Raw genomic sequence first — 22,208 nt, forward strand, 5'->3', positions numbered from 1 at the left:
GCTTGGGGTACTGTTATGGTTCAGTACCGGGAAGAGACTGCCATGACCAATCTGTTGCTTTACCAGCGTATCGCTCAACAGCTGGCGGATGATATCCGTCGTGGCGTCTATCAGCCCGGCGAGCGGGTGCCCTCGGTGCGCAAGATGAGCGCGCAGCTCAGCGTCAGCCATGCCACGGTGCTGCAGGCTTACGCCAACCTCGAGGATCTCGGGCTGATCCGCGCCCGCCCGCAGTCCGGCTTCTACGTGCACCAGACACCAGCGCTGACCGCCGATACGCCGGACATCGCCCGGGTCGAGCGGCCTGGCCTGGTGACGCGCAGCAGCATCATCAACCAGGTGCTCGGCGAAGCGCGCCGTGAAGGCGTGTTCCCGCTCGGTGCCGCGGTGCCTCACGTCGACTACCTGCCGGTGCGTGCGCTGCACCAGCAGTTGGCCAAGGTCACCCGCTTCCAGAGCCCGCGGGCGTTCAGCTACATGTTCAGCCCCGGCTTCGAGCCGCTGCGCCGGCAGGTGGCGATTCGCATGCGCGATGCCGGTGTGCTGGTCGACCCTTCCGACGTGGTGATCACCCACGGTTGCGTCGATGCCCTGCAGATGAGCCTGCGGGTGCTGACCCGGCCGGGCGACCTGATCGCCACCGAGTCGCCGACCTACTACGGCTTGCTGCAGCTGGCCGATCTGCTGGGCCTCAAGGTCATCGAGATTCCCAGCGATCCGACCACCGGGATCAGTGTCGAGGCGTTGCAACTGGCGGCCAGCCAGTGGCCGATCAAGGCGTTGGTGCTGACCGCACGGCTGAGCAACCCGCTGGGCGGCACCATTCCCGAGGCTCGGCAGAAGCAGCTGCTGCGCCTGGCCAGCGATTTCGATATGCAGATCATCGAGGACGATATCTACGGCGAGCTGATGTTCGAGCAGGGCCGTACCAAGGCGCTCAAGGCCGGCGACCTGGAAGGGCGCGTGGTGTATTGCTCGAGCTTCTCGAAAACCCTGTCACCCGGCGTGCGGATCGGCTGGATCATCGCCGGCAAGTACCAGGACGAGGTGCAGCGCCTGCAGATGTTCACCACCCATTCGGCGTGCAGCGTTACCCAGATGGCCGTTGCCGCGTACCTGGAGAACGGCGGCTATGACCGTCACCTGCGGCACATCCGCCAGGAGTACCGCAAGAACCTCAGTGCCTTCCAGCTGGCCATCCAGCAGTATTTCCCCGAAGGCACGCAGATCACCCGGCCCACCGGTGGTTTCATCCTCTGGGTCAGCCTGCCGGCGCGGGTCAATACCAAGGACCTGCACGTCAGCGCCTTGCAGCAGGGCATCAGCATCGCCCCGGGGCTGATCTTCAGCAACACCGAGCAGTTCAACCACTGCGTGCGCATCAACTGCGGTATCCCGTGGAATCGCGAGGCGGAGCGGGCGCTGATGACCCTGGGCATGCTGGCTACCCAACTGTGCCAGGAAGCGAGCTGAAGCAGCAGATAGTCGCGTAGCGTTAACCCGAATGGCCGCCCACCTGCGTCTACTGGATCGAAGCGCTCTTTCGATCCAGGAGAAGCACCATGAACAGTCGTTCCCCTATCTTGTTGTGCGGCATTGCCGGTGGCGTCGCGTTGGCCCTGGCCGGCTGCCGGGTCAGCCAGGAGCCGTCGCTTGACTCGCCGTCAGCCGAGTCGGCGGCGAGCGTCCAATCCCTGCCGGCCGGCCCGGCCATCGTGCCTGCACCGCTGATGACGCGCATGGCCGCGCCGGCCGCCCGCGAGCGCTGGCCAGCGCCGCCGGCAGCGGCCAGTCGCGAACAGTATCAGCGCCTGGCAGCCAACCCCGTGCAATCGGTTGCCGAGGCGCCGGTGTCGACCTTCAGCATCGACGTCGACACCGGCAGCTACGCCAACGTACGCCGTTTCCTCAACGAGGGGCGCTTGCCACCCGCCGAGGCGGTAAGGCTGGAGGAGCTGGTCAACTACTTCCCCTACGCCTATCCCTTGCCCACCGGCAATGCGCCATTCGGGGTCGGCACCGAGCTGGCTGTAACACCCTGGAATGCGCAGAGCCGCCTGCTGCGCGTCGCCATAAAAGCCTCCGACATGCAGGTTGCCCAGTTGCCGGCCGCCAACCTGGTCTTTCTGGTCGATGTGTCCGGCTCCATGGATCGCCCCGACGGTCTGCCATTGGTGCAGAGTACCCTGAAGCTGCTGGTCGATCAGTTGCGTGCCCAGGATCGCGTCTCGCTGGTGGTCTACGCCGGTGACGCCAGCGTGCTGCTGGAGCCGACCTCTGGCTCCCGCAAGGCGGCTATCCGCGCGGCTATCGAGCAGCTGCGCGCTGGCGGTTCGACGGCGGGCGAGTCGGGCATTCAGCTGGCTTACCAACAGGCCCGGAAAGGCTTTGTCAAAGGCGGCATCAATCGCATCCTGCTGGCCACCGATGGCGACTTCAACGTCGGAGTCAGCGACTTCGAGAGCCTCAAGGCACTGGCTGCCGACAAGCGCAAGAGCGGTATCTCGCTGACCACCCTGGGCTTTGGTACCGGCAACTACAACGAGCAGTTGATGGAGCAGCTGGCCGACGCGGGCGACGGCAACTACGCCTATATCGACAACCTGCGCGAGGCGCGCAAGGTGTTGGTCGAGCAGCTCAGTTCGACCCTGGCCACGGTGGCCCGGGACGTGAAGATTCAGGTCGAGTTCAATCCGGCGAAGGTCAGCGAATACCGCCTGCTCGGCTACGAGAATCGCGCCCTGCAGCGCGAAGACTTCAGCAACGACAAGGTCGATGCGGGCGATATCGGCGCCGGCCACAGCGTGACCGCGCTGTACGAGGTCGTGCCGGTCGGCAACCAGGGGTGGCTGGAGCCGCTGCGCTATCGGCAAGCGGCGCAAACGCCTGCAGGCGACAGCGAACTGGCCTGGCTGCGCATCCGTTACAAGACGCCCGAGCAGAACAGCAGTCGTCTGCTGGAAACCGCCATTCAGGCGCCGGCGTCTTATGCGCCAGTCAGCAACGCCAGCGAGGACCTGCGCTTCGCCGCCGCCGTCGCGGCGTTCGCCCAGCAACTGGGCGGTGGCCGTTACACCGGCGGCTTCGACTGGGCGGCTACCGCCGCGCTGGCGCGGGGCAGTCGTGGCGATGACCCATTCGGCCTGCGCAACGAGTTCGTGCAACTGGTGGAACTGGCGCAAAGCCTGCAAACTGGCGACTCCCGCACCTCTGGAGCCGAGTGAGTGTGACTGTCCAACCGCCCAGCGCCGAGCCCGGCGACGCCGACCTGCTGCGTCGCTACCGGGCTGGCGACGCCGCCGCCTTCACGCAACTCTACGAGCGCCATCGCCTGGGGTTGTTTCGCTTCCTGATCGGCTTGTGCGGCGATCAGGCGATCGCCGAGGAGGTGTTCCAGGAAACCTGGATGAGCCTGATCCGTAGCGAGTCGTTGCAGCGTGAAGCGGCGGTGCTGTTCAAGACCTGGCTTTATCAGATCGCGCGCAATCGCCTCATCGACCACTGGCGCAAGCAGGGCAAGCGCCAGCAACGCGAAGAGGTGTTCGACGAGCAACTGCATGACCAGGCCATGGCCGAGCCGGATCCCGAGCGGCAGCTCAGCCTCAGCCAGGATCAGGCGCGCCTGCAGGCGGCGCTCGCCGACTTGCCGGCCGAGCAGCGCGAGGTATTCCTGCTGCGCGCCCATGGCGACCTGGAGTTGCACGAGATTGCCGAGCTGACCCGCACGTCGGCAGAAACGGTAAAAAGCCGCCTGCGTTATGCGCTGCAGAAAATGCGCCGCCTGCTCAGCACGGCCGAAGAGGTAGCACCATGAATGATCACGACGACGAGCCTGTGCTGCGCCATATCCGTGAGCACAGCCGCGAGCAGCCGGGGCCGGCGCTGGACGCGCGAATCCTGGCCGCTGCTGGCGAGGCGGCCGCGGCCAGGCGCCGTCAGTCGCAGGGTTTCTGGCCGCGGCTGCGCCACGCCCTGGCGGCTGCCTCGGCGCGTGGCCGCTGGTCAGCGGCCTTTGGCTGCCTGGCGCTGCTCGGCGTTGGGCTCGGCTTGAGCCTGCACACGCTGGAACAGCCGCCGACCCGCTACGATGCCCCGGCCGCTGCGATGCAGCGCCAGGCGCCCATGGCCGTGCAGGCGCCTGCCAGCCCGGCACCGATGGCCGAGATGAGCGAGGCGCCCCGGGTCATGGCACGCATGGCGGCGAAGGCCGCGCCGCCGCCAGCGGAGGTGCTGGCCGCACTGCGCGAAATTGCCGAGCTGCGTGCACGTGGCGAGGCAAGGCAGGCCCAGCAACGGATCGAACGCCTGCAGGCAGAGCACCCGGAGCTGGACGTCGAGGCACAGCTGCGCCGTCTGCCCGAGCGCTGACGGCGCCTGGACGACGGGCGGCACTGCCATTCGGCAGACTGGCTGGCGTTCTCGCCCAGTCGTTTTAGAATGGGGAACTACCGTTACCCAAACCGATGCGAGGATTTCGATGCGCTATCTGTTGTTGCCGCTGTGTCTTGCCGTGCTGCTCAGTGCCTGTGGCTCCGATGAGCAGGGCAAGGATGTGCCGCGCAAGAACAGTGAGCCGGCAGTCGCCGTCGAGCCCGCCAAGCCGGCCCCGCAACCTGAGCCGCCAGCCGCCCAGGCCGAGGCGCCGGCTGCCCAGCCAGAGGCCGTCGAGCCCAAGCCGCAAGCCGCACAGAAATCCCTGCCCGCCGAGCCGAAGAAGGCCGCCCAGCGTGCCAAGCCCGAGAAGGCCCAGGGCAAAGTGGCGCAAACGCCACCCAAGACCAAGCTGGATCTCAGCCTGCCGCCAGAGCTGGCTGCCGCCCTGGACGCCGAAGACAAGGCCGCGACCGATGGTGCGCCGCCGATCCTGCCGTCGTTCTTCGAGGCGCCCAAGTCCTCGCTCAACCCCTTCCAGGTCAGCGGCAAGCTGCTGACTGGCGAACTGGGCTCCGAATACTGGAACGCCGTCGAAGGCGCCGAGCTGCAGTTCGAGTTCCGCCGCTAGCTGTTTGCTAGCGCCTAGACGATACGCAGCGGGTAGCTCAGCAAGGTGAAATGCACCAGGTTGACCAGCCCGTGCAGGGCCATCGCCACGCTCAACCGCCCACTGACCTGCATGGCCAGGCCGTAACCGAGCCCGGCAACTGCTGCTACCAGTGCAAAGGTCGGGCTGAAGGGGATATGCACGGCGCCGAACAGCAGCGCCGTGAGCAGTATGCCCGGCCACATTCCTAACCAGCCCACCAGGCGCGTTTGCAGCAAGCCGCGAAACAGCAGTTCTTCGGCCAGTATTGCGACGGCCAGGTTGACCGCCAGCCAGGCGCCGAGCATGTCCGGCCACTTCGGCTGCCAGGCAACCACTCCCAGTAACAGCGCAAGGCCCGGTACCGCCAGCAGCGTGACGATAAAGATCGGCAGCATGAGCCTGGGCCGTGGCGCCGGCCTCGGCGGCAGGCCCAGCCACCAGGCGAGCAGGGTGCAGCCCACCAGCAACTTGTCCCACGCGAGTCTCAGCTGGTAAGGCGGGGCATCGGCGCTGATGCGCTGCGGCTCCGTGATAAGCCAAGGGGTGAAGCCAGGCAGCAGATGGGCCGCCAGCAACAGGCTGGCGACTATTACCAGGCCAGTCCAGAGCCACTGCGGCAGGCGCATCGGCGCCAGCACGAGGGTGATGAACAGGCAGGCCAGCAGCAGGCCGATGGGCTGGATATGGCCCATTAGCACACCCGCCAATAGCGGGCAGCAGGGCAGTAGCAGGCGAGGAAGTAGCGGCATTGCGCCTCCTGGGTGGAGGCGCAGTTTACGCTGCGGCGGGATCAGCTGGGGCTCGCGTGATCAGCGATCTTGCGCGTCCTTGGCGTTCTGCTCGATTTCGCGTTCATGAATACGCTTGAGCTGCTCTTCACTGAGCGGCAGCTTCTTGGCACTGTCTCGCAGCATCAGCAGGCCGCCGACGATGGAGCCGATCGCCAGAATCAGGATCAACCAGGCATACCAGGGCATGTGCGACTCCTTCTATCGAGTGATGGGCCTCGCTTCGATCAGCGCATGAGGCCCTGTGCTGAAGACCGCCCGTCGATCCGCTTGGTTCAGGTTAACGCGCCGTTCAGCGGCGCACCTGCTTGAGCGTTTCGGCGATCATGAACGCCAGTTCCAGCGACTGATCGGCGTTCATCCGGGGGTCGCAATGGGTGTGATAGCGGTCCGACAGGCCGGCCTCGGTGATCGGCTTGGCGCCGCCGATGCATTCGGTCACGTCCTGGCCGGTCATCTCGATATGGATGCCGCCTGCATAGCTGCCCTCGGCGTGGTGCACGGCGAAGAACTGCCGCACCTCGGCGAGGATCTGCGCGAAGTCGCGGGTCTTGTATCCGCTCGACGCCTTGATGGTGTTGCCATGCATCGGGTCGCTGCTCCACAGCACCTGGCGACCTTCACGCTGCACGGTACGGATCAGCCGGGGCAGGCCGGCTTCGACCTTGTCGGCGCCCATGCGCACGATCAGGTTGAGGCGGCCCGGGTCGTTGTCCGGGTTGAGGATGTCGATCAGGCGGATCAGGTCCTCGTCGGTCATGCTCGGGCCGACCTTGACGCCAATCGGGTTGCCCACGCCACGCAGGAACTCGACATGGGCGCCGTCGACCTGGCGGGTGCGGTCGCCGATCCACAGCATGTGCGCCGAGCAGTCGTAGAAACCGCCGGTCAGGCTGTCGCGGCGCACGAAGGCTTCTTCGTAGTTGAGCAGCAGGGCCTCGTGGGCGGTGAAGAAGCTGGTTTCGCGAACCTGGGCGGCACCGTCCATGCCGCAGGCGCGCATGAAGGCCAGGGTCTCGTCGATGCGGTCGGCCAGCTGGTGGTATTTCTGTGCCAGGGCCGAGTTGGCGATGAAGTCCAGGTTCCACTGGTGCACCTGGTGCAGGTCGGCGAAACCGCCCTGAGCAAAGGCGCGCAGCAGGTTCAGCGAGGCGGTGGACTGGTGGTAGGCCTGCAGCAGGCGCTGTGGATCAGGCGCGCGGCTGGCCGCATCGAAGCCTATGCCGTTGACGATATCGCCGCGGTAGGCGGGCAGGGTGACGCCGTCGAGGGTCTCGTCATTGGCCGAGCGCGGTTTGGCGAACTGGCCGGCCATGCGGCCGATCTTCACCACCGGGCAGCCGGCGGCGAAGGTCATGACGATGGCCATCTGCAGCAGCACCTTGAAGGTGTCGCGAATCTTCGCGGCACTGAACTCGGCGAAACTCTCGGCGCAGTCGCCGCCTTGCAGCAGGAAGGCGCGGCCCTGGGTCACCTCGGCGAACTGCTTGCGCAGCTCGCGTGCCTCACCGGCGAATACCAGGGGCGGAAAGCTGGCCAGGGTCTGCTCGACCTGGGCGAGCTTGGCGGCGTCCGGGTACAGGGGTTGTTGCTGGATGGGGCGGCTTCTCCAGCTGTCGGGGCTCCAGGGCTGACTCATGGCGGCATCTCTTGTTGGCGATGGGCCATGGTAACCGATCGTCGACTGGCTCCGAGCATGCCGCCCGGGAAAAGCCGAGGGCATTTAACGCGTGACCTGAGCGCGCCCCATCGCCGACAATCAACGGCCAGCCCGGCCGCAGCCGGGCAACGCGATGGTGGAGAATCTGCGCATGCCTGGCTTACCTCCGGTGGAGGACATGAAGGACGAAGTGGTGCTGGCCGAGGTGCGCGATGCCTTCGGGGTGATCCGCGTGGTCGAGATCGGCGAATACCGCTTTCTCGAGTTCGGTGAGGCGATCGAGCAGAGCTGCGTGTTCACGGCTGACCCGAGTTGGCTGGAATACGACTACACCCGCGCGATGTTCATGGGCGCCTTGTGCCACGAGGCGCCGGAAACCGCGCTGTTCCTCGGGCTCGGTGCTGGCAACCTGACCCAGGCATGCCTCAGGTTCCTGCCCCTCGAGGATGTCGAAACCATCGAGCTGCGCCCCGATGTACCGCGCCTGGCCATGCAGTACCTGGGCCTGGAAGATGATCCGCGCCTGACCATGCGTATCGGTGATGCCATGGAGCTGCTGCCCAGCGCGGAAAGCGCGGACCTGATCTTCGTCGACCTGTACACCGATACCGGCCCCGGCGTCGGCCATCTGGCCTGGCGCTTTCTCGACGACTGCCGGGCCAAGCTCAACCCCGGTGGCTGGCTGATCATCAATCAATGGGCTGGCGATGATGGCAAGCCGCTGGGTGCTGCGCTGCTGCGTGGCCTTTATCACCGCCATTACTGGGAGTGCCCGGTGGTGGAGGGCAATGTGGTGGTGCTGGTGCCCGCCGAGCTGGATCAGCAGTTCGATCACGAGGCGGTCAGCCAGCGCGCTGCCGCGCTGCAAGCGCAGCTTGGTTATACGCTGCAGCCGTTGATCGACGCCGTGCGCATGTCGAGCTAGCCAGGAATTAACCGCCAGCGGCGCTGTCATTTCAGGGCCTCGGGCATTGCGCGCAGCTGCCAGCAGCCAGCGTGATTGCCGGAAACCTTCAAGCCAATTGCAACGGAGCCCTGCCATGAGCGATCACCCTCTTGCTGCGCTGTATCGTGCCTACATCGAATGCCTGAATCGGCAGGACTGGGCGAACCTCGGGCAGTTCGTTCACGATGATGTGGTGCATAACGGCCGGCGGCTGGGGCTCGGCGGCTACCGCGAGATGCTCGAGCGCGATTACCAGGAAATTCCCGACCTGCAGTTCAGCGTTCGCCTGCTGACCTGCGAGGAATCGATGGTCGCCAGCCGCCTGGATTTTCACTGCACGCCGAAAGGCCGCTTTCTCGACGTGCCGGTCAATGGCCGCAAGGTGGCCTTCAGCGAGAACGTTTTCTACGCCTTTGGTGATGGCAAAATCGCTGAAGTCTGGTCGGTGGTCGACAAGGCGGCGATCGAGGCGCAGCTCGCCAGCAGAGCCTGACCGTTCGATCAGAACCCGGGCGGCTGCGACATACTGTCGCGAGTCGGCCGCTCGCTGCCGATCGACTACTTTATTGTGTGAAAAAGCGCACACGTCTGTATGAATTCCGGTATAGTACGCGCCGGTCAATTCATGGCCACGTTCAAGTAGTGCAACTCGCCCGGAAGCTATTTTCGGCAGCCAGTCCGCCAAGCGGGCTATCTTGACGATTCATTATCACCACGTTTTCGCAAATCCCCGCCGACATGGCTGCCAGGGTGACCCACAAGGTCCTACATGGCATGCGCAGCTTTGGAACATGGGTCTTTGCGGATGCACTAGAGGCAGACCCATGACCCAGGAAACCGGCGGCTTCGCCGCACTCGGCCTTCACGCCAATATTCTCTCCGCCCTGACCGCTGTCGGCTACGAAGAGCCTTCGCCCATTCAGTACCAGGCCATTCCGGTAATTCTCTCCGGCCAGGACATGATCGGTCAGGCCCAGACCGGTACCGGCAAGACCGCCGCATTCGCCCTGCCGATCCTGTCCAAGATCGACCCGGCCAAGCGTGAGCCCCAGGCGCTGATTCTGGCGCCGACCCGCGAGCTGGCCCTGCAGGTGGCCACCGCCTTCGAAACCTACTCCAAGCAGATGCCCGGCCTCAACGTGGTCGCCGTCTACGGTGGCGCGCCGATGGGCCCGCAGCTCAAGGCCATCCGCCAGGGCGCGCAGGTTATCGTTGCCACCCCGGGCCGTCTGGTCGACCACCTGCGTCGCGACGAGAAAGTGCTGTCGACCATCCAGTACCTGGTACTCGACGAAGCGGACGAAATGCTCAAGCTGGGCTTCATGGATGACCTCGAAGTGATCTTCGAAGCCATGCCGACAAGCCGCCAGAGCGTGCTGTTCTCCGCGACCCTGCCGCACTCGATCCGCGCCATCGCCGAGAAGCACCTGCGTGAGCCGCAGCACATCAAGATCGCTGCCAAGACCCAGACCGTTTCGCGTATCGAGCAGGCGCACCTGATGATCCATGCCGATCAGAAGACCAACGCCGTGCTGCGCCTGCTGGAAGTCGAAGAGTTCGACGCGCTGATCGCCTTCGTGCGTACCAAGCAAGCCACACTGGATCTGGCCAGCGCGCTGGAAGCCAAAGGCTACAAGGCCGCTGCGCTGAATGGCGACATCGCCCAGAACCAGCGTGAGCGGGTGATCGAGTCCCTCAAGGATGGCCGTCTGGACATCGTTGTTGCCACCGACGTCGCTGCCCGTGGTATCGACGTGCCGCGCATCACCCACGTATTCAACGTCGACATGCCGTACGACCCGGAATCCTACGTGCACCGTATCGGTCGTACCGGCCGTGCCGGTCGCGATGGCCGTGCGCTGCTGCTGGTAACGCCGCGTGAGCGCCGCATGCTGCAGGTGATCGAGCGCGTCACCGGCCAGAAGGTTGGCGAGGTCAAGCTGCCGAACGCCCAGCAAGTGCTGGATGCGCGCATCAAGAAACTCACCAACGGCCTGGCGCCGCTGGTGGGCGAAGCCGAAGCCAGCCATGGCGAACTGCTCGACCGTCTGACCGCCGACATCGGTTGCAGCCCGCGTGCCCTGGCCGCTGCGCTGCTGAAGAAGGTCACCAACGGGCAGCCGCTGGATCTGGCCACCGTCGAGCGCGATCAGCCGCTGGTGCCGGGTGTCAGTGGTGCGCCGCGTGAGCGTCGTGAGCGTGATGGCGAGCGCAGCAGCGAGCCGCGTGAGCGTCGTGCGCCGATGCCCTTGGGCGAAGGCCGTGCCCGCTGCCGTACCGCCCTGGGTGCCCGTGACGGCATCGCTGCCAAGAACCTGCTGGGCGCAATCCTCAACGAAGGTGGCCTGGCCCGTGAAGCCATCGGCCGCATCCAGATCCGCGAGAGCTTCAGCCTGGTGGAACTGCCGGAAGATGGCCTCGAGCGCCTGCTGACCAAGCTCAAGGACACCCGCGTTGCCGGTAAGCCGTTGAAGCTGCGTCGCTATCGCGAAGACTGAGCCACGGTGCAGTACTGATTCGGGGGAGCCAATGGCTCCCCCGAGTCGTTTCTGGAACCTGAACCGTCGCTTGCCAGGCATCGGGGCCTAGGACGATCCGGCCGGCGGCTCTACAATCGGCCGTCCTCGTTTGTGTGATGTGTCGAATGCCTACCTGTCTTGTCCACCCGCTGCCCTATCAGGCCGATCCCGCCGTGTATTTCCAACGGGTGCGCCAGGCGCCGGGCGCGGTGTTGCTCGATGCGGGGCGGCCGGCGGCGACGCGTGGGCGCTATGACCTGCTCAGCGCCTGGCCCCTGGCTGCATTGGCGCCGCTGCCGGAGGAGACGGGGGCGGCGTTTTTCGGGCGTTTGCGCGAACAGCTGTCCTCCCTGGGCCGGGCCGAGCTGCCTGCAGGCATTGATCTGCCGTTTGCCGGCGGCCTGCTCGGCTATCTGGCGTACGATTTCGGCCGCCGTATCGAGGTGCTGCCCGACCAGGCCCGGGACGACCTGGGCCTGGGGGATGCGCTGTTCGGCCTGTATGCCTGGGCGTTGATAAGCGATCACCAGGCGCGCACCAGCCAACTGGTGTTTCATCCCGGCTTGCCTGGGGCCGAGCAGGCGCGCCTGCTGGCGCTGTTCGAGCGTCCGCCGGCAGACGGCGACGGCGCGCCATTCGCCTTGCTGGCGCCGTTTCAGGCGGCTATCGAGCCGCCGCGCTACGCCGAGGCCATCGCCCGGATCCAGGCCTATATCGCCTCCGGTGATTGCTACCAGGTCAACTATGCCCAACGCTTCCAGGCCGGTTACCAGGGCGATCCCTGGCAGGCCTATGGGGCGCTGCGAGGCGCGTGCCCGACGCCGTTTTCCGGCTACCTGAGCCTGCCCGGTGGCGGCGCCTTGCTGAGCCTGTCGCCGGAGCGCTTCATTCGCGTCAGTGGCGGCCAGGTGGAAACCCGTCCGATCAAGGGCACGCAGCCGCGCGGCCGTGACGAGCAGGAAGATGCCCACAACGCCCAGGTGCTGCTCGCCAGCACCAAGGATCGCGCCGAGAACCTGATGATCGTCGACCTGCTGCGCAATGACCTGGGGCGCAGCTGCCGTATCGGCTCGGTGCGCGTGCCCGAGCTGTTCGCCCTGGAGAGCTACCCCAACGTGCACCACCTGGTCAGTGCGGTGACCGGGGAGTTGGCTGCCGACAAGGATGCCCTGGACTTGCTGTTGGGCGCCTTTCCGGGGGGCTCGATCACCGGTGCACCGAAGATCCGCGCGATGCAGATCATCGACGAGCTCGAGCCGACGCGGCGTGGCCCTTATTGCGGTTCGCTGCTGTACCTGGACGTGCGCGGCGAGATGGACAGCTCCATCGCCATTCGCAGCCTGCTGGCCAAGGACGGCGTGATCAGTTGCTGGGGCGGCGGCGGTATCGTCGCCGACTCGGCCTGGCAGGCCGAGTATCAGGAGTCGATCACCAAGGTGCAGGTGCTGCTCAGTACCCTGGAGCAGGGCTGCCTTCAGGCAAAGCTGTAGATATCCATGCCCAGGGCACCCAGGGTGAAGCCCTGGTGCTCGATGGCAAAGGTGCCACCCGCGCCGCGGGCGAAGAACAGCGGCAACAGGTGTTCGTCACTGGGGTGGTTGCGCCGCGCGTGTGGCGCCTGGCGGCGGTAGTCGAGCAGTGCTGGCAGGTCGTCCCGTTGCAGCTTGTCGACCATCCAGTCGCGAAATTCCAGTGCCCAGGGCGCGGCCTCGTCGCCGCTGGAGCGCCAGTCCAGCTCGCCCAGGTTGTGGGTGATGCTGCCGGAGCCGATCAGCAGCACGTTGCGCTCGCGCAGGCCCGCCAGGGCCTGGCCAACCTGCAACTGCAGGGCCGGGCCCTGGCGGCTGGGCAGGGAGACCTGCACGACAGGAATGTCCGCCTCTGGGTAGAGCAGCGACAGCGGCACCCAGCTGCCATGGTCGAAGGGGCGGCGATCATCGGTTTGCCCGCCAAGCCCGGCCGCCTGCAGGCGCTGGACGATATCCTCGGCCAACTGCGGACTGCCTGGCGCCGGGTACTGCACCTGGTAGAGTTCGGCAGGAAAGCCGCCGAAGTCGTGCCAGGTTTGTGGTTGGGCGTTGCTCATCACCCGCAGCGCTTCGCTTTCCCAGTGGGCCGAGACCACGACGATTGCCGCCGGGCGTTGCAGCGCGGCGGCGAGGCGGGTGAGGGCGGGGCCACTGGCGCCAGGTTGCAGGGCAAGCATGGGCGAACCGTGGGAAATGAACAGGCTGGGCTGCATGGTGTTCTCCTGATGACGCCACCATGATCCATCAGACAAGTTGGTCTAACAACGGCTAAAGTCTGCTCGGTGTTATCTGTTTTCTTGATGGCTTGAGGGAAAAACATGCAGGAATCATTCTGGCTGCAACGCTGGCACGCCAACCAGATCGGCTTTCATGCCCGCCAGGTCAACGACCTGCTGCGGCGACACTGGGCCACGCTGGCCACTTCGAGCGAAGCACCGGTGCTGGTGCCGCTGTGCGGCAAGAGCCTGGACATCGCCTGGCTGGCGGCGCGTGGCCACAGGGTTATCGGTGTCGAGCTGGCCGAGGTGGCGGTGGCGGCATTCTTTGCCGAGCAGGGCGTACAGCCGGTGATAAGCGAGGAGGGCGCCTTCAAGGTCTATCGCCATGGGCATGTGGAGCTGCGCTGCGGCGACTTCTTCGCGCTCGAGGCTCAGCACCTGCAGGGTTGCGCATTGTTCTACGACCGCGCGGCGCTGATCGCCTTGCCGGCCGAGATGCGCGAGCGCTACGTCAGCCACCTCTGTAGCGTACTGCCCGCTGGCAGCCAGGGCTTGCTGGTGACGCTGGATTACGACCAGGCGTTGATGGACGGGCCGCCATTCTCGGTCAGCGATGCCGACGTGCAGGGTTGGTCCGCCAAGGTGTGGCGCAGTGAGCTGCTGGAAAGCCAGGATGCGCTGGAGCCGCGATTCGAGGCGCGCGGCCTTGCCTGCATGACTGAGCGCGCTTACCGCCTGCAGCTCCTTTGAACGGAGTGACGGGCATGAAAAAGGCGACCCGAGGGTCGCCTTCTTTACGTGCGCTGCGATCAGTTCAGGCGGCGCAGGGCTTCGATGCGCTCTTCCAGCGGCGGGTGGGTCATCAGCAGGCCCGCCAGGCCGTTCTTCAGGCCGCCATTGATGCCGAAGGCGGTCAGGCTGTCGGGCATCTGCACCGGCACGCCCTGTTCGGCACGCAGGCGCTGCAGGGCGGCGATCATTGCCCCCTTGCCGGCCAGTCGTGCACCGGCTTCGTCGGCCTTGTACTCGCGTTTGCGCGAGAACCACATGACGATGATGCTGGCCAGGATACCGAGTACCAGTTCGGCGAAGATGGTCGCCACGAAGTAGCCGATGCCGTGGCCGCCTTCGTTCTTGAGGATCGCCTTGTCGACGAAGTTGCCGAAGATACGCGCGAAGAACATCACGAAGGTGTTCACCACGCCCTGGATCAGCGCCAGGGTGACCATGTCGCCATTGGCTACGTGGCCGATCTCGTGGGCCAGCACGGCGCGCACTTCATCGGGTGAGAAGCGCTCGAGCAGGCCCTGGCTGACCGCGACCAGCGCGTCGTTCTTGTTCCAGCCGGTGGCGAAGGCGTTGGACTCGTAGGCCGGGAAGATGCCCACTTCCGGCATCTTGATGCCGGCCTCGCGCGACAGCTCTTCGACGGTCTGCAGCAGCCACTGTTCGTGGCGGGTACGCGGTTGGGTGATGATTTCGGTACCGGTGCTCATCTTCGCCATCCATTTGGACAGGAAGAGCGAGATCAGCGAGCCGGCAAAACCAAAGACGGCGCAGAAGATCAGCAGGCTGCCGTGGTTCTGGCCGGTGAAGCGATCAACCCCCAGCAGTTTGAGGGTGATGCTGGCGATGACCAGCACCGCCAAGTTGGTAGCCAGGAACAACATAATGCGCATCATGGTGTGAAACGACTCCTCACGGGAAATACAGGCTCAATACGGCGGCTATATAAGGGCGCGCCCTGTGGTGATTCAACCGAGTCACTATTTCAAACTGTGTCGCCCGGCTCGTCCGCTGCAAACGGTCGCGTAGGAGCGCCAATGCTTAGATGGGCTTTTTCGCGTTTATTTCAAGCGTGGCCGAGAAAAACCGCTGCCATCGCGCCGCGGTCGTTGGCTTGCCCACGCTCAGCAAGGCGCAGCCGGGCGCTGTTCGAATAGCTGGCGCGTCAGCCGGGCAATCCGTTCACCATGTTGCTGGGCCAGCGCGTCGCGCAATTGAAAGGCCAGGGTCGCCTGCACCCTATCCACCGCAGGTGGTAACGCTTCGCCTTCGTTGACTGCCCGGGGAATGCCGCGTGACAGGCGCAGGAAGCCCTTTTCGGTCAGCACCGCCTGGTCGAGGGCGTCGTAACCGATGGTGGATTCGTAGCGCAGGTAGCCCTCGTCAGCCAGCCACAGCAGCGCGCCCAGGCAGGCCTGGTGGCGTTTGCTCGGCAAGCCGAACTCGTCCGGCTCTTCGCGGCCGATCAGGTCTTCCACGTACAGGGACGCTTTGCGCGGAAAGGCCTGGTAGAGGATCAGCAAGCCGCTGGCGGCGTCCTTGTAGAAGTCGTCTATCTGCAGGTCCATGGGCATGTGCTCTGGCGGCGAGGGAAGCGGACGCCCGGGTGGGCATCCGCCTTGGCGAGGGTTACTGGCGGTAGGTCTTGAGGAAGCTGCCGATACGGCCGATGGCTTGTTCCAGGTCGTCGACGCGGGGCAGGGTGACCACCCGGAAGTGATCCGGCCATGGCCAGTTGAAGGCGGTGCCCTGGACGACCAGCAGCTTCTCGGAGAGCAGCAGGTCGAGGACGAACTTCTCGTCGTTGTGAATCGGGCAGACCTTGGGGTCGATCTTCGGGAAGGCGTACAACGCGCCCATGGGCTTCACGCAGCTGACCCCGGGAATGTCGTTGAGCAGCTCCCAGGTGCGGTTGCGCTGTTCCAGCAGGCGGCCGTTGGGCAGCACCAGGTCGTTGATGCTCTGGTAGCCGCCCAGGGCGGTCTGGATCGCATGCTGGCTGGGCACGTTGGCACACAGGCGCATGTTGGCCAGGATGTCGATGCCTTCGATGTAGCTTTTCGCGTTGTGCTTGGGGCCGGAAATGATCACCCAGCCGGAGCGGAAACCGGCCACCCGGTAGGATTTGGACAGGCCGTTGAAGGTCAGGCACAGCACGTCCGGCGCCAGGGAGGCGGTGGAGATGTGCTGGGCTTCGTCATAGAGGATCTTGTCGTAGATCTCGTCGGAGAAGATCACCAGGTTGTGCTGGCGGGCCAGCTCGACGATATCCAGCAGCACCTCGCGCGAATACACGGCGCCAGTCGGGTTGTTCGGGTTGATCAGCACCAGCGCCTTGGTGTTCGGGGTGATCTTGGCGCGCATGTCGGCGATGTCCGGGAACCAGCCGGCCTGCTCGTCGCACAGGTAGTGCACCGGCTTGCCACCGGAGAGCGCCACGGCGGCGGTCCACAGCGGGTAGTCGGGCGCCGGGATCAGCACTTCGTCGCCATTGTTGAGCAGCGCCTGCATGGCCATGACGATCAGCTCGGACACACCGTTGCCCAGGTAGATGTCCTCGATGCCGACGCCTTCGATCTGCTTCTGCTGGCAATACTGCATCACCGCCTTGCGCGCGCTGAACAGGCCCTTGGAGTCGCTGTAGCCCTGTGCGGTGGGCAGGTTGCGAATCACGTCCTGGAGAATTTCCTCGGGGGCTTCGAAGCCGAATGGCGCGGGGTTGCCGATGTTCAGCTTGAGGATGCGCTGGCCTTCCTCTTCCAGACGCTTGGCGTGCTTGAGCACCGGGCCACGAATGTCGTAACAGACGTTGGCGAGCTTGTTGGATTTGCTGACCTGCATGGTGAAAAATCCCGAATCGAAGAAGGGCGGCCTGCAATGGGCCGAGGCGGCGGCGCGCCGTGGCGGGTTGAGGTGTCGAATCATACGTGTCAGCCTGGGTCGGGCAAAGATACAGATAGGGCTTTTTTATCCCGAGGAGGACGGCCTGTGAGCAAGCTCGAAAAACCCCTGGAAACCTGGCGCGAAGAGCTGACCGATACGCAGTTCAACGTCTGCCGCCTGGGCGGCACCGAACGGCCGTTCACCGGCGAGTACCACGACAGCAAGGAGCCGGGCATCTACCAGTGCGTGTGCTGCGGTACGCCGCTGTTCGATTCCGATGCCAAGTTCGATTCCGGCTGTGGCTGGCCGAGTTATTTCCAGCCGCTCAACGATCAGGTGATCACCGAGCTGGAAGACTTCAGCCACGGCATGCACCGCATCGAGGTGCGCTGCAGCAACTGCGATGCCCACCTGGGCCACGTGTTTCCCGATGGCCCGCGGCCGACCGGCCTGCGCTACTGCATCAACTCGGTATCGCTCAAGCACGTGCCTCACCCGGCGTAACCCGGTCGTACCCATCATTCGGCCCGCTGTTGGCGGGCCTTGTTTTCATCAAATTAGATTGTGTGCAATTTAATCGCTGGCTATTCTTTCGCCTTCATCCACCGGCGAGCGTCCCCTCATGAGCCAACAGTTGCTGGACATACCCTGTACCACCATCAGCGGTGAGCAAAAGCGCCTCGGCGACTTTGGCGGCAAAGCCATTCTGGTGGTCAATACCGCCAGCCAGTGCGGCTTCACGCCGCAATATCAGGGCCTGGAAGCGCTGTGGAAGCGCTACCGCGACAAGGGGTTGGTGGTGCTGGGCTTTCCCTGCAACCAGTTCGGCAAGCAGGAGCCGGGTGACGAGCAGGCGATCTCCAGCTTCTGCGAGCTGAACTTTGGCGTGAGCTTTCCGCTGTTTCGCAAGGTAGAGGTCAATGGCGCCGCCGCCCACCCACTGTTCGTGCAGCTCAAGCGCCAGGCGCCTGGCTTGCTCGGCACCCAGCGGATCAAGTGGAACTTCACCAAGTTCCTGATCAGCGGCGATGGCCGTCAGGTCACGCGCTACGCGCCGACCACCAAACCCGAGGCGCTGCAGGCGGCGATCGACGCGCTCGTCGATGGATGAGCTCAGCCTCGACCGCCAGCTGTGCTTCAAGCTGTACGCTGCATCCCGCCAGGTGGTGCGTGCCTACAAGCCGATGCTCGATGGCCTGCAGCTGACCTACCCGCAGTACCTGGTGATGCTGGTGCTCTGGGAGTGGGATGAGCGGGCGCCGCCGCAGCCGACGGTCAAGGCCCTGGGGGAACGCCTGCTGCTCGATTCGGGCACCCTCACGCCGCTGCTCAAGCGCCTGCAGTCGGCCGGCTTGGTGGCGCGGCGGCGTAGTACCCAGGACGAGCGCGAGATGCACCTGGCTGTCAGCGCGCAGGGGCGTGCGTTGCGCCGCCGCGTGCCGGCCCTCAAGCGGCAACTGCTGTGCGAGCACGGCATCGAGACCGAGCAGCTGGAGCCGCTGCGTGCACAGCTGGACGCGCTGCTGCGGCGCATGGCCGAGTTACCTAGCTAACCGCTGTTCGGCTGTCAGGCGGGCAACCACTGGTCGAGCAGGGCGAGCAGCTCTTCACGGCGAAACGGCTTGGCCAGGTAATCGTTCATGCCGGCGGCCAGGCAACGCTCGCGCTCGTCCGACAGCGCATTGGCGGTCAGGGCGATGACCGGCAACTGCTGCCAGGCCGGGTTTTGCCGAATGCGGCGACTGGCCTCGTAGCCATCCATGACCGGCATGTTGCAGTCCATCAGCACCAGCTCGAAGGGGCCTTCCTGCAGCTGTTCGAGGGCCTGCTGGCCATTGTTGGCCAGCACCACCTCGAGGCCCTGTTTGGCCAGCATGCCCTTGGCAACCAGCTGGTTGACCGGGTTGTCCTCGACCAGCAGCACACGTGCCGGCTTGCGATTGGTGGCGGCCGCTGCAGGCACACCGGCTGCAGCGTTGCATGGTTGCATCAGCGCGTGATTCAACGCCTGCAGCAGGTGCTGTCGGGTCAGCGGCCTGGCCACCTGCTCCAGCGGCGCGAGCGCAGTGGCCTGTTGGCTATCCAGAAAGCTGCCATAGGCGGTGACCAGGATGATCGGCGTAGCGGTTTGCTGGCGCAGCCTTTCCATGCAGCTGGGGCAGTCGCTGATGATCACGTCGGCCTCGATCGCCTCGACATCCCGGGCGCTGTCCAGACGCCGGTAGCCCAGCCCCCAGCTGCCGATCAGCAACGGCAGCAATTCGGCCAGGCCGCTGTCGGCAGCGCAGATGGCCAGCACCCGCCCGCTCAGCTGGGGTGCCGGTTGCGGCGCCTCCAGGGCCGGCAACGGCAGGACGGCACTGAAACGACTGCCGCTGCCCGGGGTGGATTGCAGCGCCAGGGTGCCCTGCATCGCCTCGCACAGGCGCCGGGTCAGTGCCAGGCCCAGCCCGGTGCCGCCGAACTGCCGGGTGATGTTCGCGCCGGCCTGGGTGAACGGCTGGAAGATGCGCGCCTGGGCATCCTCGGCGATGCCGATGCCGGTATCGCGCACCTCGATACGAATCTGTTCGCCCTCGGCAGCGATACGGATATCGACACGCCCTTCGCGGGTGAACTTCAGGGCGTTGGACAGCAGGTTGCTGACGATCTGGCGAACCCGCGTGGGGTCGCCGAGTACCTGGGCAGGTAGCGCGGGGTCGATCAGGCAGGTCAGCTCCACGCCGGCCTGGGCATTTTGCGACAGCAGGCTGGCGGTGCCTTCCACCAGCGCGCCGAGGTCGAAGCCGATGCGCTCCAGCTCCAGCTGGCCGGCCTCGAATTTCGACAGGTCGAGGATGTCGTTGAGCAGGTCGACCAGCACCTTGCCCGAGTCGTGGGCAATCGACAGCTGCTGGCGTTGCTCGCTGTTCAGCGGGCCTTCCAGCGACAGGGCGAGCATGCCCAGCAGGCCATTGAGCGGGGTGCGGATCTCGTGGCTCATGTTGGCCAGGAAGATCGAGCGCGCCTGGGCCATGGCCAGGGCGTCGCGGCGGGCCTGTTCCAGCTCGTGGTTGGAGCGGCTGAGGTGGCTGTTGGCCGCTTTCAGCTCGACGGTACGCGCCGAGACGATGGCTTCCAGCTCGCCCAGGTAGTCGGTCAGGCGGTCTTCGGCGGTGCGCCGCTGCTCGATCTCGGTGGCGATGCTGGCGAACTGACGGTTGGCGACCCTGACCAGCACGCCGATCTCGTCGCGCTCATGGCCGGGCGGGCAGGGCAGCGGCGTGCGATCGGGCGTGCGCAGGTCGCGGCCGGCGAGCGCCTGGATCACCTGGGTCAGCGGCTTGGTCAGCATGAAGTAGAACAGCACCAGCAGGATCACCGACATCAGCAGGCTGCGGGTGAAGCCATTGACCATGGTCAGCACCGAGCGCTTGAGGAAGTTGCTGCCAAAGGCATAGGTGTCGATATCGAGCTGCAGCATGCCGAGCTGTTCGTCCGGCGCGTGCTCGACCGAGAGATTGGTCTCGAAATGGCGGCTGCTGCCGAACAGGAAGTCACTGAACAGTCGGTAGCGGCTCTGCATGGCCGGCTGGGTGGCGCTGGCCAGTACCTCGCCGTTGCTGTCGACGATGCGTGCGCCGATGACCGCGGGCGAGCGCCGCAAGCCCACCACCAGCTCCTGGGCGAGTTCGGCATCGATGTTGTAGGCGATTCGGGCGGCAGGATTGTGGCTGATCTCCATCAGCGCACGAATCTCGCGGTTGATGGCCGCGTCTTCACTGGCATAATCGACGCCGATCTGCACCAGGCTGAGCAATGCGCCCAGAATGAACGCGACGAGAACGGTAAGGCCTGCCTGCTTGAATGACAGTCGCTGTCTGAGTGGTATTTCCATATTGGGGGCGCTGTCTCGTTCCGTTCGCTGCCCAAGCATAGACGATCTGGCCTGTTTTTCGGCACACCTGCCGTACAGACTGAATATTCGAGGAGCTGCTAGTGGATTCCCGTTTTACCGATTTCCTGGCGCACGCCGAGCGTGTGCTGACTCGCCTCGAGCCGCTGTTGCCGGCCATCCGCGAGCCGCTGGAGTGGCGCCACACCCTGGCCGCACGCTGGCAGCGCGAGGGCCGCTCGGGCTACCTGCAGGCGCTCAAGGTGAGCCTGGACATGAGCCTGGCCGACCTGATTGGCGTCGATACCCAGCGTGAGCAGCTGGCGCGCAACACCCGGCAGTTCGTGCAGGGCATGCCGGCCAACCATGCGCTGCTGTGGGGCGCGCGCGGCACCGGCAAATCGTCGCTGGTTCGCGCCCTGCTGGCCGAGCATGCCGGCGCCGGGCTCCGGCTGATCGAGATCGAGCGCGATCACCTGGCCGACTTGCCGCGGGTGGTGGAGCAACTGATGGCGCTGCCGCAGCGCTTCATCCTGTTCTGCGACGACCTGTCGTTCGAAGCCGGCGAGGGCGATTACCGGGTGCTCAAGAGCGTGCTCGACGGCTCGCTGGAGCGTTCCCCGGAAAACGTGCTGCTGTATGCCACCTCCAACCGCCGGCATCTGGTGCCGGAACGCGAGAGCGATAACGCCAACACCAGGATGGTCGACGGCGAGCTGCACCCGAACGAAGCCGTCGAGGACAAGATCGCCCTGTCGGATCGCTTCGGCCTGTGGCTTTCCTTCTATCCCTTCACCCAGGAGCATTACCTGGACGTGGTGCGCCACTGGATCGAGGTTCAGGCCGAGCAGGCCGGCCTGCAGTGGCAGTGGAGCGAGGAGCTGGAAAAACTCGCCGTGCGCTGGGCTACCGGGCGCGGTAATCGCAATGGCCGCTGCGCCTATCAGTTCGCCCGCCAATGGGTCGGGCTGCAGTTACTGGAGACATCCCGATGATCGATTTGAGTCAAACCGCTGCCGGCCTGGACGGTTACCCCCTGTTGACCGCCCAGCTGGAGGCCCTGCTGTCTGGCGAGCGGGACTTCATCGCCAATGCCGCGCAGTTCAGCGCCTTCGTCTATCACGAGTTGGAGGGCTTGAACTGGGCCGGCTTCTATCTGGTGAAGGATGACGAGCTGGTGCTCGGCCCGTTCCAGGGCAAGGTGGCCTGCGTGCGCATCGCCTTTGGCCGTGGTGTGTGCGGCGCTGCGGCGGCATCGCGGCAAACCCAGCGGGTGGAGGATGTGCATGCCTTTGCCGGGCATATTGCCTGTGACAGCGCCTCCAACAGTGAGCTGGTGGTGCCGTTGCTCAAGGAAGGCCGACTGATCGGCGTGCTGGATCTGGACAGCCCGCGGGTAGGGCGCTTCAGTGAGGCGGATCAGCGCGGTATCGAAGCACTGGCTGAGGTGCTGCTGCGCGCCAGTGATTGCTGATAAAGGC

Annotated in this window: 23 protein-coding genes; 15 read left to right on the plus strand and 8 right to left on the minus strand. The window is 65.2% G+C overall.

What is annotated here, in order from left to right; genetic code table 11:
* Positions 1–42 precede the first annotated feature (42 nt).
* The 5 genes from QYS36_RS07430 to QYS36_RS07450 all read left to right on the plus strand — a co-directional run bounded on the left by QYS36_RS07430 (position 43) and on the right by QYS36_RS07450 (position 5,002).
* Positions 43–1,473, plus strand: coding sequence for a PLP-dependent aminotransferase family protein (locus tag QYS36_RS07430; RefSeq protein ID WP_308838866.1), 1,431 nt, complete (start codon positions 43–45; stop codon positions 1,471–1,473).
* Positions 1,474–1,562: 89 nt separating this feature from the next.
* Positions 1,563–3,224: a von Willebrand factor type A domain-containing protein gene (locus tag QYS36_RS07435; RefSeq protein ID WP_308838867.1), complete on the plus strand. Its 1,662-nt coding sequence runs from the start codon at positions 1,563–1,565 to the stop codon at positions 3,222–3,224.
* Positions 3,221–3,814 (plus strand): RNA polymerase sigma factor, encoded by a 594-nt coding sequence (locus QYS36_RS07440; protein ID WP_374990423.1) that lies wholly within the window; start codon positions 3,221–3,223, stop codon positions 3,812–3,814. The genes QYS36_RS07435 and QYS36_RS07440 overlap by 4 nt, the downstream gene beginning before the upstream one ends.
* Complete coding sequence (locus QYS36_RS07445; RefSeq protein WP_308838868.1) at positions 3,811–4,368, plus strand: hypothetical protein; 558 nt, start codon at positions 3,811–3,813, stop codon at positions 4,366–4,368. Before QYS36_RS07440 ends, QYS36_RS07445 begins: the two co-directional genes overlap by 4 nt.
* 109 nt (positions 4,369–4,477) lie before the next feature.
* A complete protein-coding gene (locus tag QYS36_RS07450) occupies positions 4,478–5,002 on the plus strand; it encodes a translation initiation factor 2 (RefSeq protein ID WP_308838869.1) in 525 nt (174 codons plus the stop codon).
* Between the two features lie 14 nt (positions 5,003–5,016).
* Here the strand turns inward: QYS36_RS07450 and QYS36_RS07455 are convergent, their stop codons facing one another.
* From QYS36_RS07455 to QYS36_RS07465, 3 genes are all read right to left on the minus strand, one after another.
* Positions 5,017–5,772 carry a CPBP family intramembrane glutamic endopeptidase gene (locus tag QYS36_RS07455; RefSeq protein ID WP_308838870.1) on the minus strand — a complete coding sequence of 252 codons (756 nt, stop codon included), beginning with the start codon at positions 5,770–5,772 and terminating at the stop codon, positions 5,017–5,019.
* Between the two features lie 60 nt (positions 5,773–5,832).
* Positions 5,833–6,000 (minus strand): DUF2897 family protein, encoded by a 168-nt coding sequence (locus QYS36_RS07460; protein WP_308838871.1) that lies wholly within the window; start codon positions 5,998–6,000, stop codon positions 5,833–5,835.
* A gap of 103 nt (positions 6,001–6,103) precedes the next feature.
* Positions 6,104–7,450 (minus strand): class II 3-deoxy-7-phosphoheptulonate synthase, encoded by a 1,347-nt coding sequence (locus tag QYS36_RS07465; protein WP_308838872.1) that lies wholly within the window; start codon positions 7,448–7,450, stop codon positions 6,104–6,106.
* A gap of 172 nt (positions 7,451–7,622) precedes the next feature.
* Between QYS36_RS07465 and QYS36_RS07470 the strand changes: the two genes are divergently transcribed.
* The 4 genes from QYS36_RS07470 (at position 7,623) to pabB (ending at position 12,426) form a co-directional block, all read left to right on the plus strand.
* The gene (locus QYS36_RS07470) at positions 7,623–8,396 is read left to right on the plus strand and encodes a spermidine synthase (RefSeq protein WP_374990424.1); all 774 of its coding nucleotides are present in this window, start codon (positions 7,623–7,625) and stop codon (positions 8,394–8,396) included.
* Positions 8,397–8,511: 115 nt separating this feature from the next.
* The gene (locus QYS36_RS07475; RefSeq protein WP_308838873.1) at positions 8,512–8,910 is read left to right on the plus strand and encodes an ester cyclase; all 399 of its coding nucleotides are present in this window, start codon (positions 8,512–8,514) and stop codon (positions 8,908–8,910) included.
* A gap of 298 nt (positions 8,911–9,208) precedes the next feature.
* Positions 9,209–10,915, plus strand: a complete 1,707-nt coding sequence (locus QYS36_RS07480; RefSeq protein WP_308838874.1) for a DEAD/DEAH box helicase — start codon at positions 9,209–9,211, stop codon at positions 10,913–10,915.
* A gap of 146 nt (positions 10,916–11,061) precedes the next feature.
* Positions 11,062–12,426 (plus strand): aminodeoxychorismate synthase component I, encoded by a 1,365-nt coding sequence (pabB, locus tag QYS36_RS07485; protein WP_308838875.1) that lies wholly within the window; start codon positions 11,062–11,064, stop codon positions 12,424–12,426.
* On the opposite strand, the gene QYS36_RS07490 is transcribed toward pabB, so the two are convergent.
* Entirely contained in the window at positions 12,411–13,178 is a 768-nt protein-coding gene (locus QYS36_RS07490; protein WP_308838876.1) for a class III extradiol ring-cleavage dioxygenase, read from the minus strand. The genes pabB and QYS36_RS07490 overlap by 16 nt on opposite strands.
* A 105-nt stretch (positions 13,179–13,283) precedes the next feature.
* Here QYS36_RS07490 and QYS36_RS07495 point away from each other — a divergent pair, with 105 nt between their 5' ends.
* Positions 13,284–13,934 (plus strand): thiopurine S-methyltransferase, encoded by a 651-nt coding sequence (locus tag QYS36_RS07495; protein WP_308838877.1) that lies wholly within the window; start codon positions 13,284–13,286, stop codon positions 13,932–13,934.
* Between the two features lie 59 nt (positions 13,935–13,993).
* Here the strand turns inward: QYS36_RS07495 and htpX are convergent, their stop codons facing one another.
* From htpX to QYS36_RS07510, 3 genes are all read right to left on the minus strand, one after another.
* A complete protein-coding gene (gene htpX, locus QYS36_RS07500) occupies positions 13,994–14,866 on the minus strand; it encodes a protease HtpX (protein ID WP_308838878.1) in 873 nt (290 codons plus the stop codon).
* A gap of 228 nt (positions 14,867–15,094) precedes the next feature.
* The gene (locus QYS36_RS07505; RefSeq protein ID WP_308838879.1) at positions 15,095–15,538 is read right to left on the minus strand and encodes a hypothetical protein; all 444 of its coding nucleotides are present in this window, start codon (positions 15,536–15,538) and stop codon (positions 15,095–15,097) included.
* Positions 15,539–15,599: 61 nt separating this feature from the next.
* Positions 15,600–16,811, minus strand: coding sequence for a pyridoxal phosphate-dependent aminotransferase (locus tag QYS36_RS07510; protein WP_308838952.1), 1,212 nt, complete (start codon positions 16,809–16,811; stop codon positions 15,600–15,602).
* A gap of 147 nt (positions 16,812–16,958) precedes the next feature.
* Here QYS36_RS07510 and msrB point away from each other — a divergent pair, with 147 nt between their 5' ends.
* The 3 genes from msrB to QYS36_RS07525 all read left to right on the plus strand — a co-directional run bounded on the left by msrB (position 16,959) and on the right by QYS36_RS07525 (position 18,406).
* Positions 16,959–17,357: a peptide-methionine (R)-S-oxide reductase MsrB gene (gene msrB / locus QYS36_RS07515; protein WP_308838880.1), complete on the plus strand. Its 399-nt coding sequence runs from the start codon at positions 16,959–16,961 to the stop codon at positions 17,355–17,357.
* A 118-nt stretch (positions 17,358–17,475) separates the two neighbouring features.
* Entirely contained in the window at positions 17,476–17,964 is a 489-nt protein-coding gene (locus QYS36_RS07520; RefSeq protein WP_308838881.1) for a glutathione peroxidase, read from the plus strand.
* Complete coding sequence (locus tag QYS36_RS07525) at positions 17,957–18,406, plus strand: MarR family transcriptional regulator (RefSeq protein ID WP_308838882.1); 450 nt, start codon at positions 17,957–17,959, stop codon at positions 18,404–18,406. The genes QYS36_RS07520 and QYS36_RS07525 overlap by 8 nt, the downstream gene beginning before the upstream one ends.
* Positions 18,407–18,420: 14 nt before the next feature.
* Here the strand turns inward: QYS36_RS07525 and QYS36_RS07530 are convergent, their stop codons facing one another.
* Positions 18,421–20,730 (minus strand): response regulator, encoded by a 2,310-nt coding sequence (locus tag QYS36_RS07530; RefSeq protein ID WP_308838883.1) that lies wholly within the window; start codon positions 20,728–20,730, stop codon positions 18,421–18,423.
* Between the two features lie 101 nt (positions 20,731–20,831).
* Here QYS36_RS07530 and QYS36_RS07535 point away from each other — a divergent pair, with 101 nt between their 5' ends.
* Both QYS36_RS07535 and QYS36_RS07540 read left to right on the plus strand, forming a co-directional pair.
* Positions 20,832–21,722 (plus strand): ATP-binding protein, encoded by an 891-nt coding sequence (locus QYS36_RS07535; RefSeq protein WP_308838884.1) that lies wholly within the window; start codon positions 20,832–20,834, stop codon positions 21,720–21,722.
* Positions 21,719–22,201, plus strand: coding sequence for a GAF domain-containing protein (locus QYS36_RS07540; RefSeq protein ID WP_308838885.1), 483 nt, complete (start codon positions 21,719–21,721; stop codon positions 22,199–22,201). Before QYS36_RS07535 ends, QYS36_RS07540 begins: the two co-directional genes overlap by 4 nt.
* The last annotated feature ends 7 nt before the right edge of the window (positions 22,202–22,208 follow it).

Source organism: Pseudomonas sp. G34, from assembly GCF_031119625.1.
GTDB lineage: Bacteria > Pseudomonadota > Gammaproteobacteria > Pseudomonadales > Pseudomonadaceae > Aquipseudomonas.

Excerpts from the sequence above, each read along its gene's own strand:
- QYS36_RS07430 (WP_308838866.1), top strand. The coding sequence starts at position 43 with ATGACCAATCTGTTGCTTTACCAGCGTATCGCTCAACAGCTGGCGGAT.
- QYS36_RS07435 (WP_308838867.1), top strand. The coding sequence starts at position 1,563 with ATGAACAGTCGTTCCCCTATCTTGTTGTGCGGCATTGCCGGTGGCGTC.
- QYS36_RS07445 (WP_308838868.1), top strand. The coding sequence starts at position 3,811 with ATGAATGATCACGACGACGAGCCTGTGCTGCGCCATATCCGTGAGCAC.
- QYS36_RS07450 (WP_308838869.1), top strand. The coding sequence starts at position 4,478 with ATGCGCTATCTGTTGTTGCCGCTGTGTCTTGCCGTGCTGCTCAGTGCC.
- QYS36_RS07455 (WP_308838870.1), bottom strand. The coding sequence starts at position 5,772 with ATGCCGCTACTTCCTCGCCTGCTACTGCCCTGCTGCCCGCTATTGGCG.
- QYS36_RS07460 (WP_308838871.1), bottom strand. The coding sequence starts at position 6,000 with ATGCCCTGGTATGCCTGGTTGATCCTGATTCTGGCGATCGGCTCCATC.
- QYS36_RS07465 (WP_308838872.1), bottom strand. The coding sequence starts at position 7,450 with ATGAGTCAGCCCTGGAGCCCCGACAGCTGGAGAAGCCGCCCCATCCAG.
- QYS36_RS07470 (WP_374990424.1), top strand. The coding sequence starts at position 7,623 with ATGCCTGGCTTACCTCCGGTGGAGGACATGAAGGACGAAGTGGTGCTG.
- QYS36_RS07475 (WP_308838873.1), top strand. The coding sequence starts at position 8,512 with ATGAGCGATCACCCTCTTGCTGCGCTGTATCGTGCCTACATCGAATGC.
- QYS36_RS07480 (WP_308838874.1), top strand. The coding sequence starts at position 9,209 with ATGGGTCTTTGCGGATGCACTAGAGGCAGACCCATGACCCAGGAAACC.
- pabB (WP_308838875.1), top strand. The coding sequence starts at position 11,062 with ATGCCTACCTGTCTTGTCCACCCGCTGCCCTATCAGGCCGATCCCGCC.
- QYS36_RS07490 (WP_308838876.1), bottom strand. The coding sequence starts at position 13,178 with ATGCAGCCCAGCCTGTTCATTTCCCACGGTTCGCCCATGCTTGCCCTG.
- QYS36_RS07495 (WP_308838877.1), top strand. The coding sequence starts at position 13,284 with ATGCAGGAATCATTCTGGCTGCAACGCTGGCACGCCAACCAGATCGGC.
- htpX (WP_308838878.1), bottom strand. The coding sequence starts at position 14,866 with ATGATGCGCATTATGTTGTTCCTGGCTACCAACTTGGCGGTGCTGGTC.
- QYS36_RS07505 (WP_308838879.1), bottom strand. The coding sequence starts at position 15,538 with ATGGACCTGCAGATAGACGACTTCTACAAGGACGCCGCCAGCGGCTTG.
- QYS36_RS07510 (WP_308838952.1), bottom strand. The coding sequence starts at position 16,811 with ATGCAGGTCAGCAAATCCAACAAGCTCGCCAACGTCTGTTACGACATT.
- QYS36_RS07520 (WP_308838881.1), top strand. The coding sequence starts at position 17,476 with ATGAGCCAACAGTTGCTGGACATACCCTGTACCACCATCAGCGGTGAG.
- QYS36_RS07525 (WP_308838882.1), top strand. The coding sequence starts at position 17,957 with ATGGATGAGCTCAGCCTCGACCGCCAGCTGTGCTTCAAGCTGTACGCT.
- QYS36_RS07530 (WP_308838883.1), bottom strand. The coding sequence starts at position 20,730 with ATGGAAATACCACTCAGACAGCGACTGTCATTCAAGCAGGCAGGCCTT.
- QYS36_RS07540 (WP_308838885.1), top strand. The coding sequence starts at position 21,719 with ATGATCGATTTGAGTCAAACCGCTGCCGGCCTGGACGGTTACCCCCTG.